Genomic DNA, 17,350 nt, shown 5'->3' with positions numbered 1-17,350 from the left:
AGAACGTATATGCGCTTGACGTAATTACAATTTCTATCTAAAATAGGAATGAATAGAATGATAGATGTCATTTGTGATATCTGTCATTTTTTGTCTACGTAGAAAAGTAAGTTAATATAAAACAAGGAATGATAGGGTATGAATTTTGAAATAGATTCTGGATGGAAGTTACATCCAGTCGGTGGTGACACAGGTCAAGCTTATATGGGAATCAGAGCAGAAGAAAAGCTTTTTTTAAAGCGAAATTCTTCGCCTTTTTTAGCTGCACTTTCAGTTGAAGGTATTACCCCAAGGCTAGTCTGGACAAAGCGCATCGGAAATGGAGATGTGTTGACAGCCCAAGAATGGTTAAATGGTCGTACCCTTGAGGGGAAGGAAATGTCCTCCTCTGCAGTTGCTCAGTTGCTGAGTCGTATTCACACTTCAGAGCCATTGAGAAGTATGTTATCACGAGTGGGTGGAAAAGAAATAACCCCTGAAATATTACTTCAAAATTATGAAAAGGAGTTACCAAATGATTTACAAAATCATCCATTATTGAATAGCATATTTACAAACTTGAAGATAGAAGCAGCCACTATGAAATCTGTTACTCCTAAAGTTTGTCATGGAGATATCTATCAAAAAAATTGGTTATTATCAGATCAAAATCGTTTATACTTGGTTGATTGGGACTCTGCCATGTTGGCAGATCCAGCAATGGATTTAAGTATGTTGCTCTTTCAATATGTACAACGCGAAAATTGGATTGATTGGCTTGAATACTATGGAGTTGTTGCTACAAACGAATTGATTGAACGTATATTATGGTATGCCTCAATGAATTATTTGACACAGACAAAACGTCATCATCATGAGTCTAGGTTTTACGAAATGAACAAAGATATCTTGAAATTACAAACTATTCACTCAGTAGCACCAGATGGAAGAGAGTAGAATCTTCTTCGACGTTTCGAAGAGGGTTTTAATTTTATGTTTTTGCTGATAGTAGGAAAATGTTATAAAAAGGAGAATGAATATGCGTTTAAGAAAGAAACCGGGAGCACCGGCTAAAATAGCTGAATACTCACAATATATTGCTAACACTCCTGAGGAATGGATTGGTAAGTGGTATGATCGCTTTAAAAACGATTACCCCATTCATATTGAAGTTGGAACTGGAAAAGGTCGTTTTATTACTGAAATGGCCAAAATTCATCCTGAAATCAATTACATAGGGATAGAATTACAAGAAAGTGTCATAGTGGTCGCTTTGGATAAACTAATCGAAGAAAAATTACCTAATTTGCAACTACTCCATGTTAACGGTGGATCATTAACACAATATTTTGCTAAGGGAGAAGTCGATAGAGTCTATTTGAACTTTTCTGATCCATGGCCGAAAAGCCGCCATGAAAAAAGACGGTTAACTTTTTCTAGTTTTTTAAAAAACTATGAAGAAGTGTTGATTCCAGAAGGTGAGATCCATTTCAAAACGGATAATCAAGGACTCTTTGAATATTCATTAAGTAGTTTTTCTAAATATGGAATGATTTTAGATCAAGTTTGGCTAAACTTACATGAAAGTAGTTTTGAAGATAATATTATGACTGAGTATGAAGAGAAATTTTCAAATCGCGGACAACGAATTTACCGAACTGTAGCAAAATTTCCTAAAAGAAAATAAAAAATGTGGTCCGCTCATTTATAACTGAGTGGATCACAATTTTTGGTTTTTATGAAATTAAATACGATAAATATCTAAGATAGTGCCAGAGTAAGCATCTGCAATAAACTCATATTGAACGAGTTTTGCTTCTTCTATTCGTGATATTCCGCCATAGTAAACATCTGTCTTAAGTGTGAATTTTCGTAAAGGTATTTTTTTTAATTCAATCCATGATCCTTCAATAGGACCTTCAGCTAAAAATTGTTTTTTTACGGATGATAAAATAGTATCACCATGGATAGCCACATTTTTTTGTAAATAACGACGCAAGAAATAGCCACATACTACACCTGCTCCAAAGAGAAAACCGGCAGCTACTTTAATCGTTACTGCTTCGTTTTTTTTGTTTTGCACGAGTATCCCAACCTTTCAACAGTTCATATCTTTTATTAAGTATACTACTTATTGAAAAAAAAGTCTTCTAACTTAAATTTAGTGTATAAGTAAGGTATAATGTAAAGGAAAGTTATAAAAAAGTTATAAAAAATAGAAAGGAGAACATAAAAGTAAATAGGACTTTTATGTATACATAAATTATGGAAGAAAAAACATTTGAATTAATTAAGAAAATGACAGAATTACAAGGAACTAGCGGGTTTGAACATAAGGTAAGAGAAGAGATGAGAAAACAATTGACTCCTTTAGTAGATGAAGTCAGGCAAGATGGTTTAGGAGGGATTTTTGGTATTCGCAAAAGCAAAATTAAAGATGCCCCTAAAATTATGGTAGCTGCTCATATGGACGAAGTTGGTTTTATGCTTGCTCGTATAACAAAACAAGGACTATTCAACGTTGTACCTTTAGGAGGATGGAACCCCTACGTTGTTTCAGCACAACGATTTACCTTGCAAACAGCTAAAGGTGATTATCCTTGTGTTTCGTCATCTGTACCTCCACATCTTTTAAGGGGCAAAGATGGGAGCAATACAAAACTTGAAATTAGTGACATTCTTTTTGATGCCGGTTTTGATTCAAAAGAAGAGGCAGAGTCTTTTGGAGTCCGTCCAGGAGATACAATTGTACCGGATGTAGAAACGATAAAGATGGCAAATGGCAAAAAAATCTTGGGGAAATCTTGGGATAATCGCTATGGTACAACAGTAGTAATTGAGGCTTTAAAAGAATTGGCCAATGAAGAGTTACCAAATACGCTAATTGCAGGTGCCAATGTACAGGAAGAAGTTGGATTACGAGGTACTAAAGGAGCAGTTCATCAATTTAAGCCAGATTTATTTTTTGCTGTAGATTGTTCTGCTGCCGATGATTTAACCGGAGATAAATCTAATTTTGGACACTTAGGTGAAGGATTCTTACTTAGAATTCAAGATCCAGGTATGATTACATTAAAAGGGATGCGTGAATTTTTACTGGACACGGCTGAAAGCAATCATATACCATATCAGTATTTTGTTTCTAAAGGTGGGACAGATGCTGGAGCAGCTCAAGTTATGAATAATGGTATCCCAAGTGCAGTTATTGGTGTATGTGCACGTTACATCCATACCCATCAAACCGTCTTTCATATTGACGATTATGCGGCAGCTAAAGAAATGGTCGTACAAATTTCACGTACATTAGACCGAAGCACGCTTGAAACAATCAAAAGAAATAATTAAATAATTTGGAAAGGAGTTTAGGTATGCAAAACTTAACTTCAGTAGAAGAGTTTCAACAATTAAGTAAAAGTAAAAAAGTCATTTTCTATTTTAAAACAGATTGGTGTGGTGATTGCATCTTTATTAAACCAAAAATGCCAGAAATTTTAAAAGCTCATCCAGAAATTCAATTTGTTAAAGTAGATCGTGATGAGTTTATCGATTTATGCGAAGAATTATCCATTGTCGGCATACCAAGTTTTCTTGCTTATGAGAATGGTGAGGAAACGGGAAGGTTTGTTAGCAAAAATCGTAAAACAAAAGAAGAAATAGAGGCATTTATTCAAACCTTAATAAGATGATTTGATTAGAAAATAATGTGAATTAGGAGATGGAGACATGGAACATGAGAAACAACAATACGCTCGTATTTTAATTGCTATTGATGGAAGTGATTCCGCGAGAAGAGCTTTTGAAAAAGCTATTCTAATTGCTAAACGTAATGATTCTGAATTAATCATTGTACATGTAATTGACTCAAGTTTTTATAATATGGGAGTCCAAAATTCTACCTTCAATGCTATCGAGATTGATGCAACAGAGATGGAAGCACTATTAGAAGAGTACAGCAACGAAGCTAAAGAAGCTGGAATAAAATCGGTTAAGACCGAATTGACTAAAGGATCTCCTAAGCGATTATTATCTTTCGAAATTCCAAAAAAATTCCAGACAGATTTAATTGTTGTAGGCAGTACGGGTCTTAATATGATTGAGCGTTGGATGGTTGGCAGTGTTAGTGAATATATTATTCGAGAAGCGAGTTGTGACGTTTTGATAGTAAGAGATACAAAAAAAGAGGATGAGTTTAGAATATGATAATTAGCTGTTACAATAAAGATGGTATTGGAGATGTGCTTTTGGTTATGACCAAAAATAGTATACCCAAAGATCAAGATTTTGAGACAAAAGAGAAAATCACGCGTATTTTTAATAACGTAACAAAAGAAACAGTAGGGTATAATTTTTTTGATGTTTCTAATCATATACAAATAAACGGAAATGGACCACTAACATTAGACGCTGAGCAAATTAGAGTTGTCAATACCCTTCTTTCAAAAGAAGGGTTTACTGACCAACTGAAAATAGATAAAGCACCTAAATTTGTCGTTGGATATGTAAAAGAATGTGTCTTACATCCTAATTCTGATCACTTATCTATCACTCAAATAGAAATAGATAATCAAGAAGTTGTTCAGATTGTATGCGGGGCCTCTAACATTGCAATTGGACAAAAAGTTGTAGTGGCTAAAGTTGGGGCAATGATGACCGATGGAACGACTATCTGGGATGGAGAACTAAGAGGAGAATCAAGTCACGGTATGGTCTGTTCTGCCAGAGAATTAGGGATAAAAGAAACTACGGCTAAAAAAGGTATTTTAATCTTGTCAGATTCTAGCATAACGGGTACTGAATTCCTAATATAACGTAAAAGAATAGGGAATTAAGAAGTAGAAAATAGTCTATTATAGTACTATTTTCTACTTCTTTTTTGTTTTGAAAAACTCCCAACTAAGGTACTAGATTAATTCTACAACCTCTATGAGATTTGTGTTAAACTAATACACGAACATCGGAGAGGGAAGGAGCGTCATCATGTCAAAATATGATGGACCAAGTTATAAAAAAGACCAGAAACGGTTGAAGAAATCTGAGTTTCCTTTCTATCGTGACTCTGCACAGGCTACGAAGAAAGACAACCTTTTTGATAGGTCTAAAACATCAAAATTTGAAAAGCCTATAAAAATAACTCGAGAAATTAACGTTGATGTTACAGAAAAGTTGTTTTCTGAAGAGATAAATAAAAGTAATGATGAACGAAAAAAATGGTTGTCAAATGAAAATAAGGATGACAGTAAAACAGCACAATTATCGTCCTATAAAAAAAGTAACTCAAATAAATCAAAAGAAGACAGTAAATCAGCGGAAATGTTTAAAAGGGATGAAGCAACTTATCAGAAAAGACGGAGTTCAACCCCATTTAAAGTTCAAAAAATTCCTTCTCCGTACTATGGTTTTAATAAAAATTTAAAAATAGAAACAGCAAAAGTAAATTATAAAAAAATATTGAGAACTCTCGAAAAAAAAGAAGATGATTTTATTTTATCTATTGATCATCTCTGTGAACCCATCATCAATCTAGATGATGATGAAAATAAGACTAATCAAGAGAATCAAAAAGTTCTTCAACAACCTAGTCTTTTAGAACAGCCAAAGAAAAAACTGAGCCGTTCGTTATCAGCAATGATAGAAGAAGAGCGAGATAATCAAATCAATCGCCAGAATAAAGGAACGAGTTATTTTAATACTATAAATATTGTCCAAGAGACAAAAAAAATAACAAACCCAGAAGTTACACCAGCTAATAAATCTATTCGTTTGAATTCAAACGAAAAATTAATTAATCCAATAGTAACTAATAAGCAAATGATAGATAAAGAAGTGAAATCGAAACCAATTACTTTGGGAAAAAAAGATACGATGACAGATGAAGAAATCGAAATGTTAGAACTTAAAGCAGCACTTAGTCGGTTTAAGTACATTGAAAAAAAGGCTGAAAAAGAAAAACAACAGTCTGTAATTAAAGAAAAAGAAAATAAAAGTGTATCAAAAGACACAGATATTAGTCAACTAACAGAAACTGATCAACCAGTAGAAGTTGATAAAAGTAGCAAAGAAGAAACCTTAAGTATAGAAAAAGAGTATCAAGAAGATGAGGCTCTGAAAAATGACAGAACAATCACAGAACCAGAACCAGAACCAAAACCAGAACCAGAACCAGAACCAGAACCAGAACCAGAACCAGAACCAGAACCAGAACCAGAACCAGAACCAGAACCAGAACCAGAACCAGAACCAGAACCAGAACCAGAACCAGAACCAGAACCAGAACCAGAACCAGAACCAGAACCAGAACCAGAACCAGAACCAGAACCAGAACCAGAACCAGAACCAGAACCAGAACCAGAACCAGAACCAGAACCAGAACCAGAACCAGAACCAGAACCAGATAATGAAGAAAGAAACAAGAATTTATTAAATAATAGTCCTGATGAATGGATTAGTGATGAAAAAGAACATCTGAGAGAATACAACTTTCCATCGTTAGAATTATTGAATCCACCAGTTGATTTTCCAAGCAATGCTATTGATGATTGGGTTTTAGGACAAGCTGAATTATTAAATGAAACGTTAGATGCTTTTAATATTCTTGCTCAAGTAGTGGGATGGACTGTCGGTCCTGCGGTTACACAGTTTGAGTTGCAATTAGGTCGTGGTGTCAAAGTAAATAAGATCACTAATTTATCAGATGATTTAAAACTGGCTTTAGCAGCTAAAGATATTAGAATTGAAGCGCCAATTCCAGGGAAAAATACTGTAGGTGTTGAAATACCAAATAGAATTTCAAGACCCGTTATGCTTTCTGAGGTAATGGCTAGCGAGAAATTTAAAAATAGTCATTCACCATTAACGGTTGCACTTGGTGTGAATTTAGCAGGAGATGCTATAGTGTCGACACTTGATAAAATGCCTCATGGTCTAATCGCTGGCGCAACAGGATCAGGTAAAAGTGTCTTTATTAATTCTATTTTAGTTAGTTTATTATATAAAGCTAAGCCGAATGAAGTGAAACTTATTTTGATTGATCCTAAAGCAGTTGAACTAGCACCGTACAATGCCATTCCACATTTATTGTCACCCGTTATTTCTGAACCAAAAGCTGCAAGTGAAGCCTTAAAGTGGGCTGTCAATGAAATGGAAGAACGCTACCAAAAATTGGCCTTAGCTGGTGTAAGAAATATTCAAAGATTTAACGAAAAAGCTCACGAGCATGGAGATTATGGGCTAATATTGCCCTATATTGTCATTGTTATCGATGAATTAGCTGATTTAATGATGGTAGCTAGCAGTGATGTTCAAGATTCAATTGTGCGTATAACTCAAAAAGCACGTGCTGCTGGAATTCATTTGTTAGTAGCGACTCAACGTCCAAGTGTGGATGTTATTACTGGAACGATTAAAAATAATATTCCTACTCGTATAGCTTTCATGGTGTCCAGCCAAGTAGATTCACGAACAATTATGGATTCAGGCGGAGCTGAAAAATTGCTTGGTAAGGGAGATATGCTATTTTTAGAAAATGGCGCAAGTCAGCCTATCCGTATTCAAGGAACATATGTCGAAAAAGAAATAGACAACATTGTAAAACATGTAAAAGAACAACGGAAAACAAATTATTTGTTTGAACCTGAAAGCTTATTGGCTAGAGTAGAAGCTGTTGAGGGAAAAGATGAATTATATGAAGAAATTTTGCTTTTCATAATTGAAGAAGGTCAAGTTTCAGCTTCCTCATTACAACGTAAGTTTAAAATAGGATTTAATAGAGCCTCTAATTTAATTGAGGCGCTAGAAAATGAAAATTTGATTTCACCCAATAAAGGATCGAAACCACGGGATGTTTTTATAACAAAAACTGACTATGAAGAACGGTGCAAAAAGCATAACTAATCATCGGTTTATTCAGTAGGATTCTAAATACCCTAATAAATAAAAAGAAGGCATAGATTATACAATCTCTCAAAAATAAACATTTTTTGGAGAGGATGAATCTCAGCCTTCTTTTTTATGACTAATTATTATTAACGTTATATAATTAAAAGAAAAGTTGAAAAAGATTATTTGTGGTCGAAAAAAAAAAACCATGGTATACTGTACTCGTTCTTTATTATTTTTTGAAAAACAATTATTTTTGAGAACTAAATTATCTATAAAAATCATGAATATTAAGTTTAGTTAGTAGATTTAAAGACAAATAAAAAATGTAATAGAAATAATGGAGGATTTATAAAAATGAATAATGAAACAGTCTATCATTTTGTTGGAATTAAAGGTTCTGGTATGAGTGCACTAGCATTGATCCTTCATGATAAGGGTTTTAAAGTTCAAGGTTCTGATGTAGATAAATATTTTTTTACGCAAAAAAATATTGAAGACGCAGAAATTCCAATTTTAACTTTTGATGAGAAAAATATTCATGAAGGTTTAACAATTATTGCAGGTAATGCATTTTCGGATACACATAAAGAAATCGTTGCGGCTAAAAAAATGAATTTACCAATCATACGTTACCATGACTTCCTTGGTGAATTCTTAAAGCTGTACACAAGTATTACGGTTACGGGTTCTCATGGGAAAACAAGCACCACGGGATTGTTGGCTCATGTAATGAGCACAATTGCTGATACCAGCTATTTGATTGGTGATGGGACTGGACATGGAGTCCCAGATGCAGATTACTTTGTACTCGAAGCTTGTGAGTATAGACGACATTTTTTAGCGTACCATCCTGACTATGCTATTATTACAAATATTGACTATGATCATCCTGATTACTTTACTAGTCTAGACGATGTCGTCAGTGCCTTTGAAGAGATGTCTAAATTAGTTAAAAAAGCTATTATCGCGTGTGGTGATGATGAGCAATTAGTGAAACTTAAGACCGAAGTGCCAATTGTTTATTATGGATTTGGTGATAATAATGACTTCCAAGCTAAAAACTTAAGTCGCTCAATCACAGGTTCTGCTTTTGATGTATACATTAAAAATGAGTTTTATGGTCACTATGTTATTCCTATCTTCGGAAAACACAATATTCTAAATGCATTAGCCGTGATTGCTATCACTTACTATGAAAAATTAGATAAAGAAAAAGTAATGGATAATTTCACAACATTTGCAGGAGTTAAACGCCGTTTTACTGAAAAAGTAGTGGAAGATATGATTATTATTGATGACTATGCCCATCATCCATCAGAAATACGAGCAACAGTTGATGCTGCCCGTCAAAAATACCCAACTAAAGAAATTATTGCCATTTTTCAGCCGCATACATTTACTCGTACAGTGGCTATGCTAAGTGAGTTTGCTACTTCTTTGAACTTAGCAGATACCATTTATCTTTGTGACATTTTTGGTTCTGCTCGTGAGCAACGTGGGGATGTTACAATTGAAGACTTAGCTGAAAAAATTGATAAGGGCGCTGTCATATTAAAAGAAGAAAATATGTCTCCATTATTAAAACACCATGATGGAGTAGCTATCTTTATGGGTGCTGGAGATGTTCAGAAATTTGAAATTGCTTATGAAACAATATTAAGTCATTCAGCATTGAGTAAATAAAAAACGATACCTATTCATTTTTTTTGAATAGGTATCGTTTTTAGCATTAAGAAATAAAAATTCTTATTTTAAAAGAAAGAATGACTTTTAGATATTAGCTATCTCATATATTATTTGTTAAAATAATATAGAAAAAGATAGTTGGATTAACTAATGATAGTTAAAAAGTTAAATCATCAATCTTATAGGGCAGACAAGAAGGAGCTTTTTTATGACTCAAAAAAACAAATTATTGTTGATTGATGGAAACAGCGTTGCTTTTCGGGCATTTTTTGCATTGCATCAACAATTAGAGCGATTTAAAAATAAAAATGGACTTCATACAAATGCATTGTATGGCTTTCATAGTATGATTGAGAGTGTTTTAACAAAAGAAAAGCCATCACACGTTTTAGTTGCTTTTGACGCTGGAAAAACAACTTTCCGGAATCAATTTTTCGAAGAATATAAAGGCGGACGTTCTAAAACACCGAATGAATTTACGGAGCAAATGCCTTATTTAAGAGAGCTCCTAGAAGGATTTGGTATCAAGCATTATGAATTAAGTAATTATGAAGCAGATGACATTATTGGCACGCTATCTGATAAAGTTGATCCTGCTATTTTTGATGTGGTGATTATTTCTGGAGATCGAGATTTGACACAGTTGGCCAAGGGAAATGTGAGAGTCGACATCACTGTAAAAGGAGTTAGCGAACTTAAAGAATATACAATCGAATCAATTGTAAATGAAATGGGGATTAAACCAAAACAAATCATTGATTTGAAAGGACTTGCTGGAGATGCTTCAGATAATATTCCAGGTGTAACTAAAATTGGAGAAAAAACGGCTTTGAAGCTTTTAAAAGAATACCATTCTGTTGAAGGGATATATGAAAATATCGCTCAATTAAAAAAGAGTAAAATGAAAGAAAACTTGATTAATGAAAAAGAAACGGCTTTTTTAAGTAAACGTCTAGCAACAATTATGCTTGATACTCCGATAACAATTGATGTCAATGATTTAGCATATGATGGACCAAATATAGAAAGGTTAATTCAGTTTTATAAAGAGATGGATTTTAAAACACATCTAAGTAAATTAGATACAACAGAATACGATGCTGCGAATGAAGAAAAAAGGGAAGAAGTCTCTTACGAATTAGTAACAGAGATTACTCCTGATTTATTTACGGATAAAATGGGGCTTTACCTCGAAATGTTAACAGATAACTACCATACTTCAGAAATTATAAGTGTTGGTTGGGGGGATAAAAACCATATTTACGTCGGAAATCCTGAAGTAGTTTTAAAATCAAACTATTTTCAGGATTGGGCACAAAACTCCGCTTTATCCAAACAAGTTTTTGATGCAAAGCGAACTTATGTTGCTCTAGAACGATATGGGATAGAATTAAAAAACATTCAATTTGATATACTTTTAGCTTCTTACATTTTAAACACTAAAGATAATAGTAAGGATTTATCAGAAGTCGCTATAGAACATGATTATTTTAATGTCTCACCAGATGAAGCAATTTATGGGAAAGGTGCTAAAATTCATATCCCGGAAGATCAATCTGTTATGCAAGAGCATATTGCTCGTAAGCTGAGAGCGATTATCTTATTAAGTGACCAACTTGAACAACATTTAGCACAAAATAATCAAACAGAGCTTTTTTATGATATGGAATTACCTTTAGCAATGGTTTTAGCAAAAATGGAAATAAGTGGAATAAAAGTTGATGCACAGCGCTTAAGAAAAATGAAAGTAGAATTTGCACAAAGATTATCTGGAATTGAAAATCGCGTTTATAAGCTAGCTGGAGAAACGTTTAATTTGAATTCACCTAAACAACTGGGAGTTGTTTTATTTGAAAAAATGGGCTACCCAGTAATTAAAAAAACAAAAACCGGTTACTCAACAGCTGTGGATGTATTAGAACAATTAAGAGATCAGGCTCCAATCGTTGAGGATATTTTAGAATATAGACAAATTGCGAAATTACAATCTACTTATATAGAAGGATTGTTGAAAGTTATTCACGGCAAGAACGGAAAAATTCATACTCGATATATGCAGACTATTGCCCAAACTGGACGTTTAAGTTCTATAGATCCTAATCTACAAAATATTCCTGTTAGATTAGAAGAAGGACGCAAGGTAAGACAAGCTTTTGTACCTAGTCATGAAGGTTGGAAGATATTTGCTTCCGATTACTCACAAATAGAATTGCGTGTATTAGCACATATTTCAGATGATGATCATTTAAAAGAAGCTTTCATTGAAGGACAAGATATCCATGCCAGTACAGCAATGAGAGTATTTGGCATTGAAAAACAAGAAGATGTAACACCAGAAATGCGTCGACGAGCCAAAGCCGTTAACTTCGGAATAGTTTATGGAATTAGCGATTATGGATTATCAAAAAACTTGGATATTAGCCGTAAAGAAGCTCAAACATTTATTGATACTTACTTTATTAAGTATCCAGGTGTAAAAATTTATATGGAAGACATCGTTCGTGAAGCTAAAGAAAAAGGATATGTTGAAACATTATTTCATAGAAGACGTTACTTGCCCGATATAAATTCGCGCAATTTCAATTTACGCTCGTTTGCAGAAAGAACGGCTATGAATACACCTATTCAAGGAAGTGCTGCTGATATTATTAAAGTAGCTATGATTGAAATGGAAAAACGTCTAAGAACTGAAGGGCTAAAGGCAACCATGTTGCTACAAGTTCATGATGAACTAATTTTTGAAGCGCCAGAATCTGAGATTCCTTTTCTTGAAAAATTAGTTGCTGAGGTAATGGAAAATGCCGTTGCTTTAAATGTGCCTTTAAAAGTAGATAGCAGTAGCGGAGATAGTTGGTATGAATCAAAATAAGAAATATACATTAGAAAGAAGAGGTTGAAGAGATTGCCAGAGTTACCAGAAGTAGAAACAGTTAGACAAGGTTTATTGAAGCTTGTTCAAGGAAGCACAGTTACAGGAGTAGACATTTACTGGGAACGAATTATTTCTGGAGACATTCATAGTGAAGAATTTTCTTCTCAATTAATAGGCAATCGTCTATTAAATATTGATAGAAGAGGAAAATATTTAATATTTAATTTTGACCATTGGAACATGGTTTCTCATTTGAGAATGGAAGGTAAATATGAAGTCTCTAATACAAATGAACCACTAAAAAAACACACTCATGTCGTGTTTCATTTGTCAGATGGTCGTGATTTGCGCTATTTAGATGTTCGTAAATTTGGGAGGATGACTTTAGTCCCAAAAGGTGAAGAATTTAACGTAACAGGTTTGAAAACAATTGGACCTGAACCGATTCCTGAAACATTCAATTTAACTGTTTTCAATAAAACATTGAAACAAAAAAGTAGAGCAATAAAACCTCTTTTATTAGAACAAAAAATTGTTGCTGGGTTAGGGAATATCTATGTAGATGAGGCTTTATTTAAAGCTAAAATCCATCCTCTTAGACCGGCTAATTCATTGAAATCTAAAGAAGTAGAACAACTGCATCAAGCAATCATTGATGTTCTTAGAAAAGCAGTACTAGCGGGTGGAACGACTATTAGGACCTACAAAAATGCTCTGGGGGAAGCAGGGAATTTTCAAGTGGAATTGTATGTTTACGGCAAAACAAGTGAACCCTGTGTAAATTGTGGTGCTCCGATACAAAAAATAAAAGTAGCTCAAAGAGGCACTCACATTTGTGTAAACTGCCAAAAGCTAACTAAAAAGAATAGTTTGCCTCGATCTTAAAGAAAGGGAGTCTTTTATGACTGTTATTCTAGGTTTAACAGGAGGGATAGCGACAGGGAAATCCACAGTAAGCAATTATTTTAAAGAACTGGGTATTCCTATTATAGATGCAGACATTGGTTCAAGAATAATAGTTGAGCCAGGAACTGATGGGCTGAAAAATATTGTGACATACTTTGGGGATAAGATTCTTAAGTCGGATGGTACTTTGGATAGAAAAAGATTAGGTGATATTGTGTTTAATGACAAAGCACAATTAAGTGAATTGAACTCTATTTTGGAAGAATATATACGCAGATGGATTACTGAACAAATTGCTGATTACCTTAAACTAAATCTACCGTTGATTGTTTTAGATATTCCATTATTATATGAAAAAGATTATTTATCAGTAGTTGACTTAGTAATGGTAGTTGCAACGACAAAAGAAGTACAGTTAAAACGATTAATGGAACGTGATAAGCTAACTGAAAAGGCAGCTGAAATGAGAATCTCTACGCAACTGCCCATGAAGATTAAAATTAAAAGAGCAGACGTAGTCATAGATAATAATGGTACAAAAAATGAAACGCAAAAACAAGTTCGCTATTGGTTAAAAAAATTAACCTAATCGAACAAGTATAAGAAAAGAAAGAGTGGACAGCGTAACTTGTTCATTCTTTTTATTTTCTGCGAATAGATTATGAAAGAAACACTACATGTTTCTTGTATTTAACCTCTTTACGAGCTGTGTTATAATAAAACTATAATAAATCGAATAATAATTTTTTAAAGAAAATTATAAAAAAGGATGATGAATAGTGCAATGTCCTCACTGTCAAAATAATGGTTCCAGAGTTGTCGATAGTCGTCCTGCAGATGATGGGCGGGCTATTCGTAGAAGAAGAGAATGTGAAGCGTGTAGTTTCCGGTTTACGACTTTCGAAAGAGTAGAACAAGCGCCATTACTCGTTATCAAAAAAAATGGAACAAGAGAAGAATTTAACCGTGGAAAAATATTACGAGGTATTATTCGTTCGTGTGAAAAGCGTCCGGTCGCAATAGAACAAGTAGAAAAAATAGTAGATGAAGTAGAAAATAAAGTTAGGAGTTTGGGAGAGAATGAAATTTCTTCAGCCATAATTGGCGAGTATATTATGGAAAAATTAGTTGAAATTGATGATGTAGCTTACATTCGCTTTGCAAGTGTTTATCGCCAATTTAAAGACATGAGTGTCTTTTTAACTGAGTTACAAGAACTTGAAAAAAAGAAATCTAAGAAAAAATCTGGCGAGCATTAAAAGAATTAGAAAGGTGTGAAGGCATTTGAACTATCCATGGAAAAATATGAGTCCAAAAGATGGATTCATGGTCCGACAAAATGCCCAACTTTCGGATATAGACCAAAAAGTTCTTACATTTTTATACCAACCTTTAATTGGCTCTAATGCATATAGTCTTTATATGACATTATGGACAGAAGTTGGAGAGGAAACATATTGGAGTAACGGTATTCTACACTCTGAATTATTAACATTATTAAATATTGGAATTCCTGAATTATATCAAGCAAGAATTAAACTAGAAGCGATTGGACTATTAAAAAGTTACCTCAAGAGTTCACAATCAGACAAAGTATACATCTATGAGTTGCTTGCACCTCAATCGAGTGCAACCTTCTTTAGAGATGACTTATTAAGTCTCCTTCTTTTCGAAACTGTTGGTGAACGTAAGTTTAAAGTCTTAAGAAGTCGTTTTATAATTTCTTCATTTGACAAAGAAAAATACGAAGAAATTACAAAATCATTTTTAGACGTTTACCATTTTGATGCTAATTTATTAAAGCAAGAGGAAAAATTGTTAAAAGAATCTGTAGAATTGATAGGGGAAAATCCGGCTAAAGGTCCAACCGTTGACGCTCAAACATTTGATTTTAAATTTTTTTATACAGGGCTTAACAAGCACTATGTTAATCGATCAGCTATTACAAAAGAGTTGGAATCTACCATGCTAGTTTTGCACACAATGTATGGTATTAATGAATTGGATATGCAACAGTATATTTTAGAAGCTAGTGATATTGATACAGGTAATATTGATGAGCGTAAATTTAAAAGTATCGTCTATCGTCATTACCATGATGATAAGCAAGAAAAGGTCAAGCTAGAAGATGTAGTTGAAAAAGATATACAGGCTAATCAAAATCAAAACAAAAATCGCAAAGGCTATCTACGACAACAAGGTTTAACAGATAACGAAATAAATTTAATTGAGGCAAGTGAAGAAATTAGTCCCTATGATTTTATGACTTCTATAAAAGAACAAAAGGGCGGTTACGTAACAAAAAATGAAGAGTGGACTTTACAAGAAATACTTAGTAAAGCTAATCTACCATCAGCGGTTATTAATATATTGATTCATTATATATTGGTAATTAGAGATAATCCGATTTTTGAAAAAGCCTTAGCGTATAAAATTTCAAATGATTGGGCTCAAAATAAGGTTGTATCTCCTGAAATGGCTCTTCAAAAAGTAAAAACGATGTATCAGGATAATGCTGAAAAAAAACAACAATCACAAAAAAAACAGTATTCAAATACTGCATCATCCAATTACGGAAAAAACAATAAAATAAGAACAGAAACACTACCAGAATGGGCTAAAGATGGTAGTGTAGCGAAGACTGAAAAACCAATGAGTGAAACTGAAAAACAAGCTTTTATGGATAGATTGAAAAAAATTCAAAGCTTTGGAAAAGAAGGTGACTAATATATGGAAGATATGGGTAAAAGTCTGACAAAGATGTTGAAGGATCGAAATCTGTCTGAACAATATGAAAAACTTATTCAAGAAGTTTTAAATGACTCAGATGTTCAGTATTTTATTAAACAAAATGAAGAAGTACTAACTCAAGAATCGATAATGAAGAGTTATGCAAAGCTGTATGAGTTCGTTAATGAAAAGAAAAAATATCAAGAAAAAATAGGAATGATGGCTCCAGGGTATAAACCGCAACTGATTATGAACTATCATTTTATAGATGTTTCATATATTCCTACAGCTGAACTAATCGCTAAGCAAAAAGAACAAGCGATTAAGAGCCGTATTCATTCAATGGATATGCCTAAAGATGTTAGAACAGCAACATTTGAACAATTTCATATAACGGACATGCGTGCAAAAGCAATTAATGCTGCCTATGACTTCATTGGGGATTATTTAGAAAATCCTAAAGGCTTCCATCAGGGACTCTACTTATATGGAGCATTTGGTGTTGGAAAATCTTTTTTGTTAGGAGCAATTGCTCATGAACTGGCAGAAAAAGGGTACCCGACAACCTTGATGCATTTCCCTTCTTTTGCAGTTGAAATGAAACAAGCTATTGGACAGAACACTACTGGTGAAAAACTGGAAGTTGTAAAAAAAGCTCCGATTCTAATGTTAGATGACGTTGGGGCAGATTCAATGTCTAGCTGGATACGTGATGATGTCTTAGGAGTTATTCTACAATACCGAATGCAAGAACAACTCCCAACATTTTTTTCTTCAAATCTTGATATGAAACACTTAGGAGAAGAGCACCTAAGAGTGACTCAAAGAGGGGAAGATGAGCCGTTAAAAGCACAACGTATCATGGAACGAATAAGATATTTGTCTAAAGAATTAGAAATGACTGGGAAAAACCGTAGACTATCTTGAATTTTTTTATTCTAGTTACAAGAGAAACCAAATATTAACTTGATTTAATGTGTGAAATCTGGTTTAATTATAGCAATAGATTAAATCTTTGAAAAAGACAATGAAATAAGAAAACATTCCACAAGAGAAGGAAAACATGGCTGAAAGTTTCCTGAATAGTCCTTATTTTTACCCCTTTTGAGTACCGCTGTGAACTAGTTTTTAATAGCAGAGGTCATTTAGCTAATGTTATCAGCTAAGAGTGAATTCTATGGGATAAACGAGTATTTATACCAAATTAGGATTCTAAACTTGGGTGGAACCACGACTTTGTCGTCCCTTTTATGTTAAGTAATTAACATAAAAGGGACTTTTTTGTTTTTATTATCTAAA

General features: G+C 33.6%; 15 protein-coding genes. 14 read left to right on the top strand and 1 reads right to left on the bottom strand.

Annotation, left to right across the window (positions count from 1 at the left end; translation table 11 throughout):
- The first annotated feature begins 138 nt into the window (after positions 1–138).
- Together BR44_RS04130 and trmB are read left to right on the top strand one after the other, a co-directional pair.
- Positions 139–936 carry a phosphotransferase family protein gene (locus BR44_RS04130; protein ID WP_034550807.1) on the top strand — a complete coding sequence of 266 codons (798 nt, stop codon included), beginning with the start codon at positions 139–141 and terminating at the stop codon, positions 934–936.
- Between the two features lie 82 nt (positions 937–1,018).
- Complete coding sequence (gene trmB, locus BR44_RS04125; RefSeq protein ID WP_034550806.1) at positions 1,019–1,666, top strand: tRNA (guanosine(46)-N7)-methyltransferase TrmB; 648 nt, start codon at positions 1,019–1,021, stop codon at positions 1,664–1,666.
- A 57-nt stretch (positions 1,667–1,723) separates the two neighbouring features.
- Here trmB and BR44_RS04120 read toward each other — a convergent pair whose 3' ends face one another.
- A complete protein-coding gene (locus BR44_RS04120; protein ID WP_034550805.1) occupies positions 1,724–2,062 on the bottom strand; it encodes a PepSY domain-containing protein in 339 nt (112 codons plus the stop codon).
- Between the two features lie 182 nt (positions 2,063–2,244).
- Between BR44_RS04120 and pepA the strand changes: the two genes are divergently transcribed.
- The 12 genes from pepA to dnaI all read left to right on the top strand — a co-directional run bounded on the left by pepA (position 2,245) and on the right by dnaI (position 16,978).
- Entirely contained in the window at positions 2,245–3,324 is a 1,080-nt protein-coding gene (gene pepA, locus BR44_RS04115; RefSeq protein ID WP_034550804.1) for a glutamyl aminopeptidase, read from the top strand.
- Between the two features lie 23 nt (positions 3,325–3,347).
- Positions 3,348–3,665: a thioredoxin family protein gene (locus BR44_RS04110; protein WP_034550803.1), complete on the top strand. Its 318-nt coding sequence runs from the start codon at positions 3,348–3,350 to the stop codon at positions 3,663–3,665.
- Between the two features lie 37 nt (positions 3,666–3,702).
- Positions 3,703–4,179: a universal stress protein gene (locus tag BR44_RS04105; protein WP_034550802.1), complete on the top strand. Its 477-nt coding sequence runs from the start codon at positions 3,703–3,705 to the stop codon at positions 4,177–4,179.
- Entirely contained in the window at positions 4,179–4,787 is a 609-nt protein-coding gene (gene ytpR / locus BR44_RS04100; RefSeq protein ID WP_034552892.1) for a YtpR family tRNA-binding protein, read from the top strand. Before BR44_RS04105 ends, ytpR begins: the two co-directional genes overlap by 1 nt.
- A gap of 169 nt (positions 4,788–4,956) precedes the next feature.
- Positions 4,957–7,869 carry a DNA translocase FtsK gene (locus BR44_RS04095; protein WP_034550801.1) on the top strand — a complete coding sequence of 971 codons (2,913 nt, stop codon included), beginning with the start codon at positions 4,957–4,959 and terminating at the stop codon, positions 7,867–7,869.
- 342 nt (positions 7,870–8,211) lie between these two features.
- Entirely contained in the window at positions 8,212–9,540 is a 1,329-nt protein-coding gene (gene murC, locus BR44_RS04090; protein ID WP_034550800.1) for a UDP-N-acetylmuramate--L-alanine ligase, read from the top strand.
- A 211-nt stretch (positions 9,541–9,751) separates the two neighbouring features.
- Complete coding sequence (gene polA / locus BR44_RS04085; protein WP_034550799.1) at positions 9,752–12,412, top strand: DNA polymerase I; 2,661 nt, start codon at positions 9,752–9,754, stop codon at positions 12,410–12,412.
- A gap of 33 nt (positions 12,413–12,445) precedes the next feature.
- Positions 12,446–13,300, top strand: a complete 855-nt coding sequence (gene mutM / locus BR44_RS04080) for a DNA-formamidopyrimidine glycosylase (RefSeq protein WP_034550797.1) — start codon at positions 12,446–12,448, stop codon at positions 13,298–13,300.
- A gap of 16 nt (positions 13,301–13,316) precedes the next feature.
- Positions 13,317–13,910: a dephospho-CoA kinase gene (gene coaE / locus BR44_RS04075; RefSeq protein ID WP_034550796.1), complete on the top strand. Its 594-nt coding sequence runs from the start codon at positions 13,317–13,319 to the stop codon at positions 13,908–13,910.
- Between the two features lie 190 nt (positions 13,911–14,100).
- Positions 14,101–14,580 carry a transcriptional regulator NrdR gene (nrdR, locus tag BR44_RS04070; protein WP_034550795.1) on the top strand — a complete coding sequence of 160 codons (480 nt, stop codon included), beginning with the start codon at positions 14,101–14,103 and terminating at the stop codon, positions 14,578–14,580.
- 25 nt (positions 14,581–14,605) lie between these two features.
- A complete protein-coding gene (locus BR44_RS04065; RefSeq protein ID WP_034550793.1) occupies positions 14,606–16,048 on the top strand; it encodes a replication initiation and membrane attachment family protein in 1,443 nt (480 codons plus the stop codon).
- A 3-nt stretch (positions 16,049–16,051) separates the two neighbouring features.
- Positions 16,052–16,978: a primosomal protein DnaI gene (gene dnaI / locus BR44_RS04060; protein WP_034550792.1), complete on the top strand. Its 927-nt coding sequence runs from the start codon at positions 16,052–16,054 to the stop codon at positions 16,976–16,978.
- Positions 16,979–17,350 lie beyond the last annotated feature (372 nt).

It is taken from the genome of Carnobacterium funditum DSM 5970, assembly GCF_000744185.1.
GTDB classification, from domain to species: domain Bacteria; phylum Bacillota; class Bacilli; order Lactobacillales; family Carnobacteriaceae; genus Carnobacterium_A; species Carnobacterium_A funditum.
Note: the sequence above shows the minus strand (reverse complement) of the source record. Positions and strands in the feature narration are given on the sequence as shown.